18 protein-coding genes are annotated in these 17,617 nt (G+C 70.6%); 11 read left to right on the forward strand and 7 right to left on the reverse strand.

Going from position 1 to position 17,617, the window contains the following annotated elements; genetic code table 11:
• The first annotated feature begins 71 nt into the window (after positions 1–71).
• Positions 72–959: a hypothetical protein gene (locus tag AC4BGB_RS21380; protein WP_490549069.1), complete on the forward strand. Its 888-nt coding sequence runs from the start codon at positions 72–74 to the stop codon at positions 957–959.
• Between the two features lie 38 nt (positions 960–997).
• Positions 998–1,804: an HAD family hydrolase gene (locus tag AC4BGB_RS21385; protein ID WP_490549070.1), complete on the forward strand. Its 807-nt coding sequence runs from the start codon at positions 998–1,000 to the stop codon at positions 1,802–1,804.
• Between the two features lie 271 nt (positions 1,805–2,075).
• On the opposite strand, the gene AC4BGB_RS21390 is transcribed toward AC4BGB_RS21385, so the two are convergent.
• Positions 2,076–2,813 carry a Fic family protein gene (locus AC4BGB_RS21390; protein ID WP_490549071.1) on the reverse strand — a complete coding sequence of 246 codons (738 nt, stop codon included), beginning with the start codon at positions 2,811–2,813 and terminating at the stop codon, positions 2,076–2,078.
• Positions 2,814–2,845: 32 nt separating this feature from the next.
• Between AC4BGB_RS21390 and AC4BGB_RS21395 the strand changes: the two genes are divergently transcribed.
• From AC4BGB_RS21395 to acs, 8 genes are all read left to right on the forward strand, one after another.
• Positions 2,846–3,733 (forward strand): class I SAM-dependent methyltransferase, encoded by an 888-nt coding sequence (locus AC4BGB_RS21395; RefSeq protein WP_490549073.1) that lies wholly within the window; start codon positions 2,846–2,848, stop codon positions 3,731–3,733.
• A 7-nt stretch (positions 3,734–3,740) separates the two neighbouring features.
• Positions 3,741–4,871: a sensor histidine kinase gene (locus AC4BGB_RS21400; RefSeq protein WP_490549074.1), complete on the forward strand. Its 1,131-nt coding sequence runs from the start codon at positions 3,741–3,743 to the stop codon at positions 4,869–4,871.
• Entirely contained in the window at positions 4,868–5,602 is a 735-nt protein-coding gene (locus tag AC4BGB_RS21405; RefSeq protein ID WP_490549075.1) for a LytR/AlgR family response regulator transcription factor, read from the forward strand. Before AC4BGB_RS21400 ends, AC4BGB_RS21405 begins: the two co-directional genes overlap by 4 nt.
• Entirely contained in the window at positions 5,602–6,015 is a 414-nt protein-coding gene (locus tag AC4BGB_RS21410) for a hypothetical protein (RefSeq protein WP_490549076.1), read from the forward strand. Before AC4BGB_RS21405 ends, AC4BGB_RS21410 begins: the two co-directional genes overlap by 1 nt.
• Positions 6,016–6,034: 19 nt before the next feature.
• The gene (locus tag AC4BGB_RS21415; protein WP_490549077.1) at positions 6,035–7,552 is read left to right on the forward strand and encodes a sodium/solute symporter; all 1,518 of its coding nucleotides are present in this window, start codon (positions 6,035–6,037) and stop codon (positions 7,550–7,552) included.
• 163 nt (positions 7,553–7,715) lie between these two features.
• A complete protein-coding gene (locus tag AC4BGB_RS21420; RefSeq protein WP_490549078.1) occupies positions 7,716–8,102 on the forward strand; it encodes a DUF485 domain-containing protein in 387 nt (128 codons plus the stop codon).
• The gene (locus AC4BGB_RS21425; protein WP_490549079.1) at positions 8,099–9,766 is read left to right on the forward strand and encodes a solute symporter family protein; all 1,668 of its coding nucleotides are present in this window, start codon (positions 8,099–8,101) and stop codon (positions 9,764–9,766) included. Before AC4BGB_RS21420 ends, AC4BGB_RS21425 begins: the two co-directional genes overlap by 4 nt.
• A 119-nt stretch (positions 9,767–9,885) precedes the next feature.
• Positions 9,886–11,880 (forward strand): acetate--CoA ligase, encoded by a 1,995-nt coding sequence (acs, locus tag AC4BGB_RS21430; RefSeq protein WP_490549080.1) that lies wholly within the window; start codon positions 9,886–9,888, stop codon positions 11,878–11,880.
• A gap of 123 nt (positions 11,881–12,003) precedes the next feature.
• On the opposite strand, the gene AC4BGB_RS21435 is transcribed toward acs, so the two are convergent.
• Together AC4BGB_RS21435 and AC4BGB_RS21440 are read right to left on the reverse strand one after the other, a co-directional pair.
• Positions 12,004–12,558, reverse strand: a complete 555-nt coding sequence (locus AC4BGB_RS21435; RefSeq protein WP_490549081.1) for an NADPH-dependent FMN reductase — start codon at positions 12,556–12,558, stop codon at positions 12,004–12,006.
• Between the two features lie 79 nt (positions 12,559–12,637).
• Positions 12,638–13,669: a TerC family protein gene (locus AC4BGB_RS21440; RefSeq protein ID WP_490549082.1), complete on the reverse strand. Its 1,032-nt coding sequence runs from the start codon at positions 13,667–13,669 to the stop codon at positions 12,638–12,640.
• A 292-nt stretch (positions 13,670–13,961) separates the two neighbouring features.
• Between AC4BGB_RS21440 and AC4BGB_RS21445 the strand changes: the two genes are divergently transcribed.
• Entirely contained in the window at positions 13,962–14,360 is a 399-nt protein-coding gene (locus AC4BGB_RS21445; RefSeq protein ID WP_490549083.1) for a phage holin family protein, read from the forward strand.
• Positions 14,361–14,376: 16 nt separating this feature from the next.
• Here AC4BGB_RS21445 and AC4BGB_RS21450 read toward each other — a convergent pair whose 3' ends face one another.
• The 4 genes from AC4BGB_RS21450 to nth all read right to left on the reverse strand — a co-directional run bounded on the left by AC4BGB_RS21450 (position 14,377) and on the right by nth (position 17,516).
• The gene (locus AC4BGB_RS21450; RefSeq protein ID WP_490549084.1) at positions 14,377–15,549 is read right to left on the reverse strand and encodes a MarP family serine protease; all 1,173 of its coding nucleotides are present in this window, start codon (positions 15,547–15,549) and stop codon (positions 14,377–14,379) included.
• An 82-nt stretch (positions 15,550–15,631) separates the two neighbouring features.
• Positions 15,632–16,306: an NUDIX hydrolase gene (locus tag AC4BGB_RS21455; RefSeq protein WP_490549085.1), complete on the reverse strand. Its 675-nt coding sequence runs from the start codon at positions 16,304–16,306 to the stop codon at positions 15,632–15,634.
• Positions 16,303–16,794, reverse strand: a complete 492-nt coding sequence (locus AC4BGB_RS21460; protein WP_490549086.1) for a TlpA family protein disulfide reductase — start codon at positions 16,792–16,794, stop codon at positions 16,303–16,305. The genes AC4BGB_RS21455 and AC4BGB_RS21460 overlap by 4 nt, the downstream gene beginning before the upstream one ends.
• On the reverse strand, positions 16,791–17,516 hold the full coding sequence (gene nth / locus AC4BGB_RS21465) for an endonuclease III (protein WP_490549102.1): 726 nt from the start codon (positions 17,514–17,516) through the stop codon (positions 16,791–16,793). Before nth ends, AC4BGB_RS21460 begins: the two co-directional genes overlap by 4 nt.
• Between the last annotated feature and the right edge of the window lie 101 nt (positions 17,517–17,617).

Raw genomic sequence — 17,617 nt, forward strand, 5'->3', positions numbered from 1 at the left:
CCGACGGCTCAGGCCCGGAGCCAGCGCGGCACCCACCGGCGCGGCGTGGCAGCGCTGGGTAGCGTGGAGTGATGCTTCTCGGGCTGCTCGCGGCCGCCGGGGCCGCGCTCTGCTACGGCGTGAGCTCGATCCTCGAGGCGCTCGCCGCGCGGCGCACCGCCGCCGTACAAGGGCTCGATCCCCGGCTGCTGGTCCGCCTGCTCCGGTCCTGGACGTACGTCGCCGGCGTCGGCATCGACGGGGCCGGGTTCCTGCTCAGCCTCGTCGCGGTCCGGAGCCTGCCGATCTTCGTGGTGCAGGCGATCGTCGCCAGCTTCCTGGCGATCACGGCCGTCCTGGGCGCCGTGGTCCTCCGGACACCGCTGACGCTGGCGGACCGGATCGGGATCACGGTCGTGGTCGGCGGACTGGTGCTGGTGGCCGCCTCGGCCACCGAGGACCGCACCGTGGAGGCCAGCGACGCCGAGCAGTGGGGCGTGCTGCTGACGACCGTGGTGCTGGCCCTTGCGGCGATCCCGCTCGCGCGACTGCGTGGGCCAGCGGGTGCGCGGGCACTGGGCACCGTCGCCGGTCTGGCCTTCGGGGCCACCGCGGTCGCGTCCCGGATGCTGCCGGGCGACCTGGCACCCCGGCACCTCCTCGACGAGGTCGGCCCGCTGCTGCAGAGTCCGGCGACGTACGCGCTGGTGGTGGCCGGGGGGGTCGCGATGCTCACCTACTCGATCGCACTCCAGCGCGGCAGCGTCACCGAGGCCACCGCACCCCTGGTCATCGGCGAGACCGTGGTCCCCGCACTGGTGGGCCTGCTCCTGCTCGGCGACCAGCCCCGCCCGGGCTGGGGGGGCGTCGCGTTGGCCGGGTTCGTCCTGGCCGTGGCCGGCGCGGTCAGCCTGGCGCGCCACGGCGAGGCCCAGCCCACGCCGGGGCAGCGCGAGCCCGCGGCGCCGAAATCGCCATAGGCCGTGGGCGAATCACCCGATCTGCCTACACTCAAGACATGAGCCCGGTGGTCCACCCGACGGCAGCATTCTTCGACCTCGACAAGACGATCATCGCCCGGTCGAGCACGCTGGCGTTCAGCCGCGTCTTCCAGGAGGGTGGCCTGATCTCCCGCGGTGCGGTGCTGCGCTCGGCGTACGCCCAGTTCGTCTATCTCGTCGGTGGCGCCGACCACGACCAGATGGAGAAGATGCGGCAGTTCATGTCGCAGCTGTGCGCCGGCTGGGACGTGGAGACGGTCAAGGAGATCGTCGCCGACACCTTGCACAACATCGTCGACCCGCTCGTGTACGACGAGGCCGTCAGCCTGATCGAGACCCATCACCTCGCCGGGCGCGACGTGATCATCGTCTCGACCAGCGGCTCCGAGGTCGTCGAGCCGATCGGCGAGATGCTCGGCGCCGACAAGGTGATCGCCACCCGGATGGAGGTGGCCGAGGGCAAGTACACCGGCGACATCCGCTACTACGCCTACGCCGAGAACAAGGCCAAGGCGATCCGCGAGCTCGCGGACGAGCGCGGCTACGACCTCGACCGGTGCTACGCCTACAGCGACTCGATCACCGACGTGCACATGCTCGAGGCCGTCGGGCACCCCTACGCGGTCAACCCGGACAAGGACCTGCGCCGGGTCGCGCGCGAGCGCGGCTGGCCGATCCTGGTCTTCGACAAGCCCGTCGCGCTGCGCAGCCGGATGCACCTTCCCTCCGCCGCACCGACCCTGGCGGCACTGACGGTGGGCGGGGTGGCCGCGCTCGGCACCGCGTACTGGCTGATCGCCAGGCGCCGCCGCACCGCGGCCTGAGGATCCCCGGAACTGGGCTCCACCACCCTTGTGCTGCCCGGGCACCCGGCGTACAAATGGAGGCAGGAAAACCCAAGAACGCACACGGTGGCGGTACCCACGCGGCGATCTACCCTTTTTCAGGGCGTGGTCCCCCGGATCCTCCGGCGGCCACAGTTAGACAGTGCACGCATGGTAGCCACCCTCCGTGTGTAGAGCGGCATCGAGAATCTCCAGAGCTATCTGGAGATTCCCGGTGCCGCTCATCCATGTGGGGTCCTTCGCCACCGGCTCAGTCGGTGCGCAGCGGGCTCGCCTCGGCGCCCTTGGCCTGGGCCAGCGCCGCGTAGAGCAGCCAGGAGTGCACCCCGTTGCGCCCGCCGTCGCGGTAGCCGCGCAGGTTCGACTCGTACTCCGCCCGCAGCGCGAGATGCCCCGCCTCGGGTACGACGAGCGAGGCCGGGTCGACGCCTCGGGACACCAGCAGCAGCCGCTCGGCCGCACGCGCGACGATCCCGTTGTGGTCGGCGAAGGCCTCGGCCGCCACCAGCTCAGCGTGGACCAGCGAGGCGACCAGCAGGGCGGGTGCGGTGGTGGCCAGCAGGGTCCGGGCCAGCGACTGCAGCCGGTCGGCCTTGCCGGGCGAGACCGGCTGGCCGGGCGAGGCGCCGCCGGTGAGCGCGTGCAGCCGGGCGAAGGCCTGCGCCGGCGACCGGTTCAGCACCGGCGCGAGGGAGAGCAGCTCGGTGCTCACCCGTACCGCGGCCTGCGCGACCGGGTCACCCGAGCCGGTGCGCACCTCCTCCGGCGAGGACGTCGAGCCGGCCAGCACCGCACTGGCGTGGGCGCCGCGCAGCAGGGACTCCCCGGTCTGCTCCGGCCTGGTCCGCCGCAGCCCGCGGTCGCGGAGCATGACGTCGATCCCGTCACGCGTCGCCGCGAACGCGGAGGGCACTCCCTCGAGCTCGGTGAGCCAGGCAAGGGGGTCGGGCTCGGGGTCCCGGCGGGACCCGGTGGGCGGGTGGGGCACGGCGGGAAGGATATCGGGTAACTTCGAGCGCGATGAGCGAGCCCGGGAGCAAGCAGAACCAGCCACCTGCACGGTCCTTCGGGGCGGTGGCCGATGCCTACGACCGTGCCCGCCCGTCGTACCCGGAGGAAGCGGTCACCTGGATGACCGGGCCGGCGAGGTCCACCGTGGTCGACCTCGGTGCCGGGACCGGCAAGCTCACCGAGCCGCTGCACGCCGCCGGCCACGCCGTCCTCGCGATGGACCCGCTGCCCGAGATGCTCGCGCTCCTCGCCAGGCGGGTCCCGGCCCCGCACGTGCTGGCCGCCGCGGAGCACATCCCGCTGCGTTCGCGCTCGGTCGACCTCGTGGTGTGCGGTCAGTCCTTCCACTGGTTCGACCACGACCTCGCCCTGGCCGAGATCGCCCGGGTGCTGCGCCCCGGAGGCGTGCTCGCGCTGGCCTACAACACCTACGACGTGAGCATCCCGTGGGTACGCCGGCTCAAGGGCCTGATCTCACCGGACATGGGCACCGGCGACGAGGCCGCGATGCCGCTGATGGAGACCCCCTACTTCGGGTTCGTGGAGAAGAGCCAGTTCCGGTTCTGGCAGCCGCACACCGCCGCCAGCCTGGCGGACCTGACCCGCTCGGTCGCCCACGTCGCGACGATGAGCGAGTCCGAGCGCGCCCGGGTGCTGGCGAAGGTCGACTCCCTGTACGCCGAGTACGGCCGCGGTCACGACGGGATGCAGCTGCCCTGGGTGACCAGGTGCTACCGGGCCGTCGTACGCCACCAGGAGCTGCCGCCCGAGCCACCACCGCCCCGGCGCCGCGAGGTGCCGCCGCCCGGTCTCGAGGAGGAGGCGCCCGGCCTGCCGGTCGCCAGGCAGCGCAAGCCCCCGGAGGACCCGGGCACCCAGCTGATCGACTTCCGGTGAGCTAGCCGTGGCCTTCGAGGCTCTCCGGAGCCGGTGGTACGCCCGGCAGCTCGGCAGCGACGCCGACCTCGCCACCTTCCGGACGCTGCACACGGCCTCGCTGGCCTCCCCCGCCCTGCGCCAGGGGCTGAACGCCGAGTCGGTCGAGCGCAGCCTGCGGCACCTGCGCAACCTCCTCGGCACCCCGGCCGTGGCGATCGCCGACACCCACACCCTGCTGGGGTACGACGGCCTCTCCACCCACCACACCGACCAGGCGGGCGAGCTGGCCCGGCGCGCCGTGGAGGCCGCGAGCACCGTCGTGGCCGGTCGCTCGGACCTCGACTGCTCGACTGAGGGGTGCCTGGTCCAGCACGCCATCGCGAGCCCGCTGGTCGTCGACGACCGGGTCGCCGGCGCGCTGGTCGCACTCACCGACGAGGCCTCCGCGAGCCTGCTGCGCGCCACCGAGGAGGTCGCGGCCTGGGTCTCGGGGCAGCTCGAGCTCGCCGAGCTCGACGAGTCACGGCACCGGTTGGTGCGCGCCGAGGTGCGGGCGCTGCGGGCGCAGATCAGCCCGCACTTCATCTACAACTCCCTCGGCGCGATCGCCTCGTTCGTGCGCACCGACCCCGACCGGGCGCGCGACCTGCTGCTGGAGTTCGCCGATTTCACCCGGTACTCGTTCCGCCAGCACGGCGACTTCACCACCCTGGCCGAGGAGCTGCGCTCGGTGGAGCGCTACCTGCTGCTCGAGCAGGCCCGCTTCGGCGACCGGTTGCGAGTCACCCTGCAGGTGGCGCCGGAGGTGCTCGGCGTGAACATCCCGTTCCTGTGCCTGCAGCCGCTCGTGGAGAACGCGGTGCAGCACGGCCTCGGCCCCCTTGCGCGGGGAGGCCACATCTCCATCGTGGCCCGCGACTCCGACCGCGAGTGCCTCATCTCGATCGAGGACGACGGCGCCGGCCAGGACCCCGAACGGATCCGGGCGGTGCTCGCCGGGGAGTCCGGAGGCGAGTCGGTCGGGCTCGCCAACGTGGACGAGCGGCTGCGCACCACCTTCGGTGACGAATACGGTCTGGTGGTGGAGACAGCACGCGGCGCCGGCACCAAGGTCGTCGTACGCGTGCCGAAGTTCGCCCCCGGGGTCGCACCGTGAGCGCCCTCCCGGCGGCCCTGCGGGTGCTGGTCATCGACGACGAGCGGCCCGCCCTCGACGAGCTGCGCTACCTGCTCGAGCGCGACGAGCGCATCGCGGAGGTGCACACCACCGACTCCTCGACCGAGGCGCTGCGGCTGCTCCAGCAGCTCGAGGTCGACGCCGTGTTCCTCGACGTGCAGATGCCGGGACTCACCGGCATCGAGCTCGCGCAGGTGCTGTCGCGCTTCCGGACGCCCCCGGCCACCGTCTTCGTGACCGCCCACGAGCAGCACGCCGTGGACGCGTTCGACCTCAACGCCGTGGACTACGTGCTCAAGCCGGTGCGCTCGGAGCGCCTTGCCGAGGCCGTACGCCGGATCATCGCCGTCGCGCCGGCGGAGCAGGCCGAGGCGCAGGTGGCCGTCGAGCTCGGCGGGGTGACTCGGTTCGTGCCGCTCTCGCAGATCCGCTACGTCGAGGCCGAGGGCGACTACGCCCGGCTGCACACGGCCGAGGGGACCCACCTCGTCCGGGTGCCGCTGAGCCAGCTCGAGGCTGACTGGGCCGACGCCGGCTTCGTGCGGATCCACCGCTCGCTGCTGATCGCGACCGGGTTCGTGGAGGAGGTGCGCGTCGACGCCGGCCGGTGCTCGGTGCTGGTCGACGGCCGCGAGCTGCAGGTCAGCCGTCGCCACACCCGCGAGCTGAGGGACCTCCTGGTCCGGGCCGCGCGGCCCGGGGCGACCTGATGAGCCAGACCCCGTCCCAGGGACCCGCGCAGGAAACACACCAGCCACCCCCGCAGCGCGTCCGCGTCACCAGCCCCTGGACCGAGCGACCGCGGCTGCATCCCCGTCCCAGCGCCACCTCCGAGATCGACGCGCAGAGCGAGGTCGGCGACATCTACGTCAGCACCCTGCTGCGGGCCCAGCTCCGGCTCGCGCTCGGGACCCTGGCGCTGCTCGCGCTCACCATCGGCCTGCTCCCACTGGTGTTCACCCTCGTCCCGGCCCTGACCACCCGGCAGGTGCTCGGGATGCCGGTCTCGTGGGGAGTCCTCGCGTTCGGCTGCTATCCGGTGCTGGTCGCGCTGGGATGGCGCTACCAGCGTCGGGCCGACCGCAACGAGCGGGCCTTCGCCCGGGTGGTCGAGCGGTCATGAGGCCCGTCGGCGGCGGGCCGTGAACCTCGCCTTCGGCTTCGTCGCGGTCGTGCTCGTCACCATCGCCACGCTGGCGATCGGCACGTGGGGGCTGAAGTTCAGCCGGACCACGTCGGACTTCTTCGTCGCCTCGCGCTCGGTGCGCCCCGGGCTCAACGCGTCCGCGATCAGCGGGGAGTACCTCTCCGCGGCGTCCTTCCTCGGGATCGCCGGGCTGGTGCTCACCTTCGGCGCGGAGATGCTCTGGTACCCGGTCGGCTGGACCGCCGGCTACCTCGTCCTGCTCGTGCTGGTGGCCGCCCCGCTGCGCCGCTCGGGCGCCTACACGCTGCCCGACTTCGCCGAGGCCCGGCTCGACTCGCGCACGGTCCGCACGCTCGCCTCGGTGATGGTGGTGGCGATCGGCTGGCTCTACGTGATGCCGCAGCTGCAGGGCGCCGGAGTGGCCCTGCGGACGGCGACCGGCCTCCCTGCCTGGGCAGGCGGCCTGGTGGTCGCGGTCGTCGTACTCCTCAACGTGCTCTCGGGCGGGATGCGCTCGATCACCTTCGTCCAGGCCTTCCAGTACTGGCTCAAGCTGGTCGCGCTCCTGGTCCCGCTGGTGTTCCTGGTCATCGTCTGGCTCGGTGACGGCGGCCGCTCCCCGGCCGACCCGGCCCTGTTCGTGGGGGGCCTGTCCGGGGAGTCGTGGGCGGACCCGATCGCGTTCGCGGGAGACCACCCGCTGTACTCGACGTACTCCCTGATGATCGCGACCTTCCTCGGCACGATGGGGCTGCCGCACGTGGTGGTGCGCTTCTACACCAACCCCGACGGGCGTGCGGCCCGGCAGACGACCGTGGCGGTGCTCGCGCTGCTGGGGCTGTTCTACGTCCTCCCGCCGGTGTACGCCGCCCTCGGCCGTCTCTACGCTCCCGACCTCGTCGGCAGCGGGCAGGCGGACTCGGTCGTGCTCGAGCTGCCCTCGCGGATGATCGGCGACCTCGGCGGCGAGCTGCTCACGGCGCTCCTCACCGCCGGTGCGTTCGCCGCCTTCCTGGCCACCAGCTCGGGCCTGACCATCGCGGTCGCCGGGGTGATCACCCAGGACGTGATGAGCAAGCGCGTCGAGGGAGTCACCGCGTTCCGGCTCAGCGCCGTGGTGGCGGTGGTGGTGCCGTTCCTGCTGGCGCTCCTCGCCCGCGACGTGGCGGTGGCCACCGTGGTCGGGCTGGCGTTCGCGATGGCCGCGGCCACGTTCTGCCCGCTGCTGGTGCTCGGCATCTGGTGGCGCGGCCTCACCGACGCCGGCGCGCTGGCAGGCCTGCTGGTGGGTGGTGCGCTCACCGGGGGCGCCGTCGTGGACAACCTGCTCACGGACCGCTCCGGCGGCTGGTTCGCCGCGCTGGTGGACCAGCCGGCCGCCTGGGCGGTGCCGTTGTCGTTCGCCACGATGGTGGTGGTCTCGCGGCTCACCCGGCACCGCGTCCCCGCGCACACCAAGCGGTTCATGGTCCGCCTGCACACCCCGGAGACGGTCCAGCTCGACCGCGGCTGAGCATGAGCCCGGCCAGCTGGGTGACCGTTCGTCGTACTCCATCGACCGCTGGGCGATGCGCGGCGCCCGCCTGCCGAGCGGCTGCCGCGCGGCTGTGGCGCCCGGTCGGCGCGGCTGCCACGGTGACGTGCATCACAGCGACTCCTTCGAAGGGTGCCACGCCATGTCCGAACCGAGCACGGAACGCCGTCCCGGGAACGTCTCCTATCAAGCCTCACGACACGATCCGGTCTACGACCGCCTGGCCGAGACGGCCGAGTTCGCCGAGCTGCGCCGCCGGTACCGCGGGTTCGCGTTCCCGGCGACCATCGCCTTCCTGGTCTGGTACCTGCTCTACGTGGTGATGTCGAACTGGGCCACCGACTTCATGGCCCACAAGCTCGTCGGCAACATCAACGTCGCCCTGGTCTTCGGCCTGCTCCAGTTCGCGACGACCTTCATCCTCGCGTGGATCTACAGCAACTACTCCACCAAGAACCTCGACCCGCTGGCCCGCCAGCTCAACGAGGACTACGAGCAGAACCGCAACAACCGAGGTGAGGACGCATGAGCACCCACGTCAACGGCCAGCTCGTCGTGATGGCCGCAGACCACCAGCTGCTCACCAGCAGCCTGTTCCTCGCCGTGGTCGCACTGACCATCGGCATCACCTTCTGGGCCAGCCGGCAGACCAGCGGCGCCGCCGACTACTACGCGGGCGGCCGCAGCTTCAGCGGCTTCCAGAACGGCCTCGCGATCGGCGGCGACTACATGTCGGCGGCCTCGTTCCTCGGCATCTCCGGAGCGATCGCCCTGTCCGGCTACGACGGTTTCCTCTACTCGATCGGGTTCCTGGTCGCGTGGCTGGTCGCGCTGCTCCTCGTCGCCGAGGTGCTCCGCAACTCCGGTCGCTACACGATGGCCGACCAGCTCGCCTACCGGATGAAGCAGCGGCCGGTGCGTCAGGCCGCCGCGACCTCGACGGTGGTCGTCTCGATCTTCTACCTGCTCGCCCAGATGGTCGGTGCGGGCACGCTGGTCTCGCTGCTGCTCGGCGTCGACAGCCAGACGGCGATCAACCTGACCATCTTCGCGGTCGGCATCCTGATGGTCTTCTACGTGACCGTCGGCGGGATGAAGGGCACCACCTGGGTGCAGATCGTCAAGGCGGTCCTGCTGATGGCCGGGTCCGCGCTGATCGTCGTACTCGTGCTGATCGAGTTCAACTTCAACCTCTCCGACCTCCTCGGCACCGCCGCCAGCAACAGCGGCAAGGGGTCGTCGTTCCTGGAGCCCGGCCTGAAGTACGGCGCGACCACGACCAGCAAGATCGACTTCCTCAGCCTCGGCATCGCGCTGGTGCTCGGCACGGCCGGCCTGCCGCACATCCTGATCCGCTTCTACACGGTCCCGACGTCGCGAGACGCCCGCAAGTCCGTGCTCTGGGCGATCGGGCTGATCGGCGTCTTCTACCTGTTCACGCTGGTCCTCGGCTTCGGTGCCGCGGCGCTGCTGAACAAGGGCGACATGGAGCGCACCGCGGCCTCCGGCGGCAACCTGGCCTCACCGCTGCTCGCCGAGACGGTCGGTGGCGGTGCCGGCTCCACCGGTGGCGCGATCCTGCTGGCGCTGATCGCGGCGGTCGCCTTCGCCACCATCCTCGCGGTGGTCGCGGGCCTGACGCTCACCTCGAGCGCCAGCGTGGCCCACGACCTCTACAACAGCGTGTGGCGCAAGGGGAAGGCCACCGAGCGCGAGGAGCTCAAGGTCGCCCGCATCGCTGCCGGTGTGATCGGCCTGGTGGCGATCCTGCTGGCGATCCCGGCCCAGAAGCTCAACATCGCCTTCCTGGTGGCGCTGGCCTTCGCGGTCGCCGCCTCGGCGAACCTGCCGGCGATCGTCTACAACATGTTCTGGCGCCGGTTCAACACCCGCGGGGCGGTGTGGAGCATCTACGGCGGCCTCATCTCATCGGTCGGACTGGTGATCTTCAGCCCGATCATGTCCGGCAAGGGCCTGGACCCCTCCGGGAAGAACCTGTCGATCCTGCCGACCAGCATCGACATCTCCTGGTTCCCGCTGGAGAACCCGGGCATCGTCTCGATCCCGCTCGGCTTCCTGCTCGGCTACATCGGCTCGGTCACCTCCAAGGAGCCCGAGTCCGAGGAGCGCTACACCGAGCTCGAGGTGCGCGCCCTCACGGGTGCGGGATCGGAGGCTGCGGTCAGCCACTGACCCGGGCGCTCGCGTGCAAGCGTCCGGGCGGTCCCACGGGGTCGTCCGGACGCTGCCCGGAGAGTAGGTTTCGAGACACCGAACGTGACACCAACCACAGGACACGAGGAGCGACACCGATGAGCGACGAGTCCAACGGGACCCTGGCCAACCTGGCGAACGAGGAGCGCCGGTTCGACCCGCCGGCCGAGTTCGCGGAGCAGGCAAACCTCACGGCCGACGCCTACGACGAGGCGGAGAAGGACCGGCTGGCCTTCTGGGAGAAGCAGGCCGAGCGACTCGACTGGGACACCAAGTGGGACCAGGTGCTCGACTGGGACAACCCCCCGTTCGCGAAGTGGTTCGTCGGCGGCAAGATCAACGCGGCCTACAACTGCGTCGACCGCCACGTCGAGAACGGCGCCGGCGACAAGGTCGCGTTCCACTGGGTCGGCGAGCCCGAGGACGACACCCGCGACCTGACCTACGCCGACCTCAAGGACGAGGTCTGCAAGGCCGCGAACGCGCTCATCGAGCTCGGCGTGCAGACCGGTGACCGGGTCGCGATCTACATGCCGATGATCCCGGAGACCGCGATCGCGATGCTCGCGTGCGCCCGGATCGGCGCCCCGCACACGGTGGTCTTCGGCGGGTTCTCCTCCGACGCCCTGGCCAGCCGGCTCGCGGACTGCGACGCCCAGGTCGTGATCACCTCCGACGGCGGCTACCGGCGCGGTGCGCCCTCGGCCCTGAAGCCGGCGGTGGACGAGGCCTGCGAGAAGGCCGCGGACAAGGACCACGAGGTCCGCAAGGTGCTGGTGGTCCGTCGTACGGGCGAGGACGTGGAGTGGAACGACGACCGCGACGTGTGGTGGCACGAGCTGGTCGACTCCCAGTCCACCGAGCACGAGTGCGAGTTCTTCGACTCCGAGCACCCGCTCTACGTGATGTACACCTCCGGCACCACCGGCAAGCCCAAGGGCATCCTGCACACCACCGGCGGCTACCTGGTCGGCTGCGCCTACACGCACTGGGGGATCTTCGACCTCAAGGAGGACGACGTCTACTGGTGCACCGCCGACGTCGGCTGGGTGACCGGCCACTCGTACGGCGTCTACGGCCCGCTCGCCAACCAGGCCACCTCGGTGATGTACGAGGGCACCCCCGACACCCCGGACAAGGGCCGCTGGTGGGAGATCTGCGAGAAGTACGGCGTCACGATCTTCTACACCGCGCCGACCGCGATCCGGACGTTCATGAAGTGGGGCGACGACATCCCCACCAAGCACGACCTGTCCAAGCTGCGGCTGCTCGGCTCGGTGGGCGAGTCGATCAACCCGGAGGCCTACGTCTGGTACCGCGAGACCATCGGCCGGGGCGAGACCCCGATCGTCGACACCTGGTGGCAGACCGAGACCGGCTCGATCATGATCAGCCCGCTCCCCGGGGTCACCTCCTCCAAGCCGGGCTCGGCGATGAAGTCGATCCCCGGCATCGTCACCGACGTGGTCACCGACGAGGGTGAGTCGGTACCGAACGGCTCCGGCGGCTTCCTGGTCATCCGGGAGCCCTGGCCCTCGATGCTGCGCACCATCTGGGGCGACGACGAGCGGTTCAAGGACACCTACTGGTCGCGCTTCGAGAAGCAGGGCTTCTACTTCGCCGGCGATGGCGCCAAGAAGGACGACGACGGCGACATCTGGCTGCTCGGCCGCGTCGACGACGTCATGAACGTCTCCGGCCACCGGCTCTCCACGACCGAGATCGAGTCCGCACTCGTCTCGCACCCCAAGGTGGCCGAGGCTGCTGTGGTCGGTGCTGCCGACGAGACCACCGGCCAGGCGGTGTGCGCGTTCGTGATCCTCAAGGAGTCCGCGCTCGAGGAGGGCGAGGAGGCCCCCGAATCGCTGATCCAGGAGCTGCGCCAGCACGTCCAGAAGGAGATCGGCGCGATCGCCAAGCCGCGTCAGGTGATGGTCGTGCCCGAGCTCCCGAAGACCCGTTCGGGCAAGATCATGCGCCGCCTGCTCAAGGACGTCGCCGAGCACCGCGAGGTCGGTGACGTCACCACCCTCGCCGACTCCACGGTGATGGACCTGATCGGCAAGGGAATGGACTCAGACTCCAAGGAGTAGGGCAGCCAGCCGCCGCCCGAGCCCGCCGAGACGTCGCATCTGAAATCTCAGATGGGACGTCTCGGCGGGTTTTCGGGTTTCAGATGGGACGTCTCGGCGTTGGGGCGGGGCGGGGGTGGGGTCTCAGGCTGCGTGGGGGTCGCTCTGGGTGCTGTCCTGGCCCAGGGACGCCAGCAGGTTCCTCACCTTGGCCTCCACTCGGAAGTCGGTGAAGAAGCCGTCCACGACTGCGGCGTGGGCCGTGGGGATGCCGACCGCGTCCTCGACGGGCAGGGCGCCGGCGACGCGCAGGATCCTGGTCGCGTCCTCGCGGGCCCACTGGGCGCCGCGCGGCGACGGGCTCACCGAGACCACGGCGACGGGCTTGCCGGCGATCACCGCGGACCCCCGGGGCCGGGAGGCCCAGTCGACGGCGTTCTTCAGTACGCCGGGCAGGGAGCCGTTGTACTCCGGGGTCGCGACCAGCAGTGCGTCAGCGTCCGCGACGGCCGCCCGGAACGCGACGACCGCCTCGGGGGCGTCGTCGGTGTCGAGGTCCTGGTCGTAGTGCGGGAGACCACCGAGGTCGGCGTACACCTCGGCGCTCGCGCCCGCCGGGACGAGCCGTGCGATCGCCTCGGTCAGCCGGCCGGTCAGGGACTCGGCACGCAGGCTGCCCACAAGCATGAGGATCTTCATGTGACCACCCTTCGTTGCTCAGGACTGGTTGTCATGGTCAACGCCTCCCGGAGGTGGCGGATTCCCCCTGGAGCCTGCCTCAGCCGTTGTCCCAGTCACGTCGTGGGCCGGTGACCTCGTCGCGCGACTTGTCGTTCATGCTGCGGGACTTCCACAGGCTCAGGATCGTGGTGACGACCAGGGTGCCCACGATGACCGTCAGCGAGAGCCAGATCGGGATCTCCGGGGCCCACTTGATGTGCTCGCCGCCGTTGATGAACGCCAGCTCGTTCTCGTGCATCGCGTGCAGGATCAGCTTGACGCCGATGAACCCGAGCAGGAACGCGAGCCCGTAGGAGAGGTAGACCAGCCGCTCCAGCAGGCCGCCGATCAGGAAGTAGAGCTGCCGCAGCCCCATCAGCGCGAAGATGTTCGCGGTGAGCACCAGGTAGGGCTCGCTGGTGAGCCCGTAGATGGCCGGGATCGAGTCGAGCGCGAACAGCAGGTCGGTGGTGCCGAGCGCGACGATCACGATGAACATCGGCGTGATCACCTTCTTGCCGTTCTCCACCGTGAGCAGCTTGGTGCCGTGCCACTCGGTGGTGGCCGGGAACCGGCGCTCGATCAGCTTGATCAGCCGGTTCTCCTCGAACTCGTCCTCCTCGTCCTCGTCCTCCGCGCCCTCCTTGGCGAGCTTGACCGCGGTGTAGAGCAGGAAGAGGCCGAAGATGTAGAAGACCCAGCTGAAGTTGTTGATCGCGGCCGCGCCGACGGCGATGAAGATGCCGCGCATGATCAGCGCCAGCACGATCCCGACGAGCAGCGCGCTCTGCTGCAGCTGCTTGGGTACGCCGAACTTGTTCATGATGATCAAGAAGATGAACAGGTTGTCCACCGAGAGGGAGTACTCGGTCAGCCAGCCGGCGAAGAACTCGGTGCCGTACTGATGGCCGGAGAACACCCAGACCCCGATGCCGAAGATGACGGCCAGCCCGATGAAGAAGGTGAGCGCGACGCTGACCTCCTTGCGGGACGGCTCGTGCGGGCGCCGGCCGATCACGACGATGTCGAACAGCAGGACGGCGCTGGTGACGCCGATGGTCAGCCACCACACCAGGGGGGATACGTCCACGACTCTTCCTCCGGACTCGGGGACTGCACGCGCAGACGCCCTGATCGTGTTGGGGGTCCGGAGGCCTTCGCCACCTTCAGGCGACCGACGACCCCGGGCCGGGGTCTCGCGGCGCAGGGTCGGACCGAGATGGCCACCGAGTTGCCGCGAGGGAATGCTCCCCTCCAACCCCGGGAAGTCTTCCAGATCACCCAGCGGCTGGCCAAACGGACAGCCGACGGGGTGGTCACCGGCGGATCGGGCGATAGTGTGCGAGCCGACTCAAGAATTCCTCGAAGGGAAGTCACCTGCCATGTCCCAAAGCGATTCCGTGATCACGGAGGAGCCCACGATCGGCAAGCTCGTCATCGACGCCAGCCGGGACGTCTCCAGCCTGATCCAGAGCGAGATCGCCCTGGCCAAGTCAGAGCTGAAGGTCTCGGTCCGGGCAGGTGGGATGAGCATCGCCCTGTTCGCAGGCGCCGCGTTCCTCGGCCTCCTGGCGATCATCATGCTCTCCGTGGCGATCGCCTACTTCCTGCACATGACCGGTCTCGACCTGGCGTGGTGCTACCTGATCGTGTTCGCCGCCTACGTGCTGATCGCCGGCCTGCTGGCCTTCATCGGCGTCCGCAAGCTCAAGCAGGTCAAGGCACCCGAGCGCTCCATCGAGCAGGCCAAGCAGAACAAGACACTGCTCAAGCGCGGCTGAGGCCCCGGGAGCGGCGCTACGCGCAGTTCCCGCTCGAGACCCTCTCGGTCGCGTTCAGGCCCCGAGCCGCCGCCTGGCGGACCTGGTCGGCGGTGAGGGCGTAGCCGGTGTCCCGGTCGCTGACCGAGGCCGCGAAGATCACGCCGAGCACGCGTCCCTCGGTCGAGACCAGCGGCCCGCCCGAGTTGCCCGGGCGGATCAGCCCTCGCAGGGCGAACACGTGCCGGGTCACGGTCCCGTTCCCGTAGATGTCGGGCGAGCGCAGCCGCTGGTCGCTGCGGATCCGCGCCGGCTGGGCGTCGAAGGGCCCGTCCTGGGGGAACCCGAGCACAGCCCCCTGCTCGCGCTCCTCGCCCCCGAGGTCGAACCGGATCGTGGGTCCGTCCAGGCGGGGGACGTCGAGCACGGCGACGTCGATGTCGGAGTTGTAGTAGACGACCGTCGCCCGCACCGAGCGGTCGTCGACCTGCACCAGCGGCTCGGTGACCCCGGCGACCACGTGCGCGTTGGTCATCAGCTTGTTCGGCGCGTAGAGGAAGCCGGTCCCCTCCACGCCGCTCCCGCAGCGGTTGTTGCTGCGGATCTTGAACACGCTCCTGGCGGCGTCCCGGATGTCCGGGTCGCGCAGCAGCCGGCGCTGCGCCTGCGGGACGCTGACGATGCGCTCGGGAGCGAACGGCTCGAGGTAGCGCGGGAAGAAGCTGGAGCCGACCACGTCGTCGAAGGAGCGCAGCGCCTGCTGCGCCCGCGCCGGCATCACGTCGTTGACCCCGACCAGGACCCGCGACTCGCGCACCTGGGGGCTGATCCCCGGGATCCGGGAGCCGCTGATCGCCACGCCCAGGGTCCACGCGACGAGCAGCACGGCCACCACGCTGAGCGCGGCGCCACCGACGGCGTCCACGGCCCGCGCCGGTTGCCAGGTCACCCGGTCGCGCAGGCGGGCACCGACGAACTGCAGGATCGCCTGCCCCATCGAGGCCATCACGAGTACGACGAACAGCGCCCCCAGCGAGACCCACAGGGAGGGCGCGGCGTCACCGAGCAGGATCGGGGCGAGCCAGATCCCGCCCAGGCCGCCGAGCAGCAGGCCCGTGGTGGCGAACGCGCCGGTGATGAAGCCCTGCCAGTAACCGGAGAGCGCATAGGCCAGCGTGAGCACGACCAGGCACCAGTCGAGGAAGTTCATGGGTGCCTCTCAGCGGTCTTTCGGGCGGTCTGTCGGGCGGTCTTTCGGGCGGTCTGATGGGGCGGTCCGGCAGGTGACGGGGTCAATCTTGACTCAGGCCCAGCATGTAGTCGGGCAATTCCTGCTCCACGGACGCGTCCCACGGACGAGTGAGGCCCACATGGTCGAACAGCTTGTTGATCAGACCCGCGGTGAAACCCCACAGGATCAGGTCCTTGGAGTCGCCGATCAGGAAGCCGGGACTGCTGTAGCCGAGGGGGTGGGTGACCGTCACCCGGTGCTGGGGGTCGAGGAGCTCCTCGATCGGCACCCGGAGCACGGAGTGCACCTCGGCCGGGTCGACCACGCGGACCTCGCACGGCTCGCGCCACCAGCCCAGGACCGTGGTCACCGCGAAGTTGCTCGGCGGGAGCCACAGCTCGGGCAGGGTGTCGAAGACCTCCACGCCCGTGGGGTCGAGCCCGGTCTCCTCCTCGGCCTCGCGCAGCGCCGCCGCGACGGGGGTGGGGTCGGTGGGGTCGATCGACCCTCCGGGGAAGGACACCTGGGCGGGGTGGGAGCGCATGTCGTGCGCGCGCTCGGTGAGCAGCAGGTCGGGACCTTGGGGTCCCTCGCCGAAGAGCATCAGCACGGCGCCCTTGCGGGCCTGGGAACCCTCCGGCGGGACGAACCTGCTGATGTCGCCCGCGGTGATCGAGGCGGCGCCCTCGCGGATCGGCTCGAGCCACTCCGGGAAGCCGGCGTCGGTGGTGCTCATGAGGCCTCCAGGTGCTTGTCGACCAGCTTCTCGAGCTGCGCGAGCGAGACGATCTCGACGTACTTCTCATAGGCCCGGTTGCCCTGCTCGTCGACCAGGATCAGCTGGGGCAGGCCGATGGCCTTCATCAGGCCGTCGGGGTCACGGTAGAGGGGGTAGGTGACACCCGTGTCACGGATCAGCTTCCGCGCCTTCTGGGTCTGGGTGTCCTGGAAGTCGATCCCGATGACCTTCACCTTCCCGGCGTACTTCTCCGCGAACTCCTGGTAGATCGGCAGCTCCCGGCGGCACGGGGCGCACCAGCTGGCCCACAGGTTGACCACGGCCGGGCCCCGCACCGTGGACAGGTCCAGGGCCGGCCCGCTCCCGAGCGCGGCCAGGGTGACGTCGGGCAGCCGGTCGGGCTCCTTCGCCTGCTTCTGCGTGGAGGAGCATCCCGTGAGCACGAGCAGGAGCGCGGCGAGCGCGCCTGCCAGGCGCAGGCTCACGCGGGCCCCTGGGTCTTCACCAGGGCGGCGGCGACCTCCGGGTCGGTGGGGCCGAGGCCGTTGGAGGGGCACCAGCGCGCCACCGGGCAGGCGCCGCAGGCCGGCTTCTTGGCGTGGCACACCCGGCGGCCGTGCCAGATCAGGTGGTGGCTGAGCATGGTCCAGTCGCGCTTGGGGAACAGCGCCCCGACCGCGTGCTCGACCTTGACGGCGTCGGTCTCCTCGGTCCACCCCAGGCGCCTGGCCAGCCGGCCGAAGTGGGTGTCCACGGTGATGCCCGGGACGCCGAAGCCGTTGCCCAGCACCACGTTGGCCGTCTTGCGCCCCACGCCGGGGAGCTTCACCAGCTCCTCGAGGCTGGCCGGCACCTGTCCTCCGTGGTCGGAGACGAGCGCGGCGGAGAGCTTGAGCAGCGCGTCGGTCTTGGCGCGGAAGAACCCGAGCGGGCCGACGATGCGCTCCAGGTCCTCGCGCGGCGCCGCCGCCATCGCCTCCGGGTCGGGGTAGGCGGCGAACAGGGTGGGACGCACCGCGTTCACCCGGCGGTCGGTGGTCTGGGCGCTGAGCACCGTGACCACGAGCAGCTGGAACGGGTCGTCGAAGTCGAGCTCGATGCGCGCGTCCGGGTAGGTCTCGGCGAGCACCCGGTTGACCTTGCGGGCCCTGCGGACCAGCGCTGGATCCGGGCTGGGGTTCACTGTCGTCGCCGGCACGCCGTTCAGGGTACGGCGCTCCTGGGAGCGCGTCCCGGACCGGGTTGTGACCGCTCCACCGTGTCTTCCCGGGTGGGTCACGTGGCGTCCGCAGGGGTGGATGGGACAGA

The organism is Nocardioides sp. Z30_9 (genome assembly GCF_058215735.1).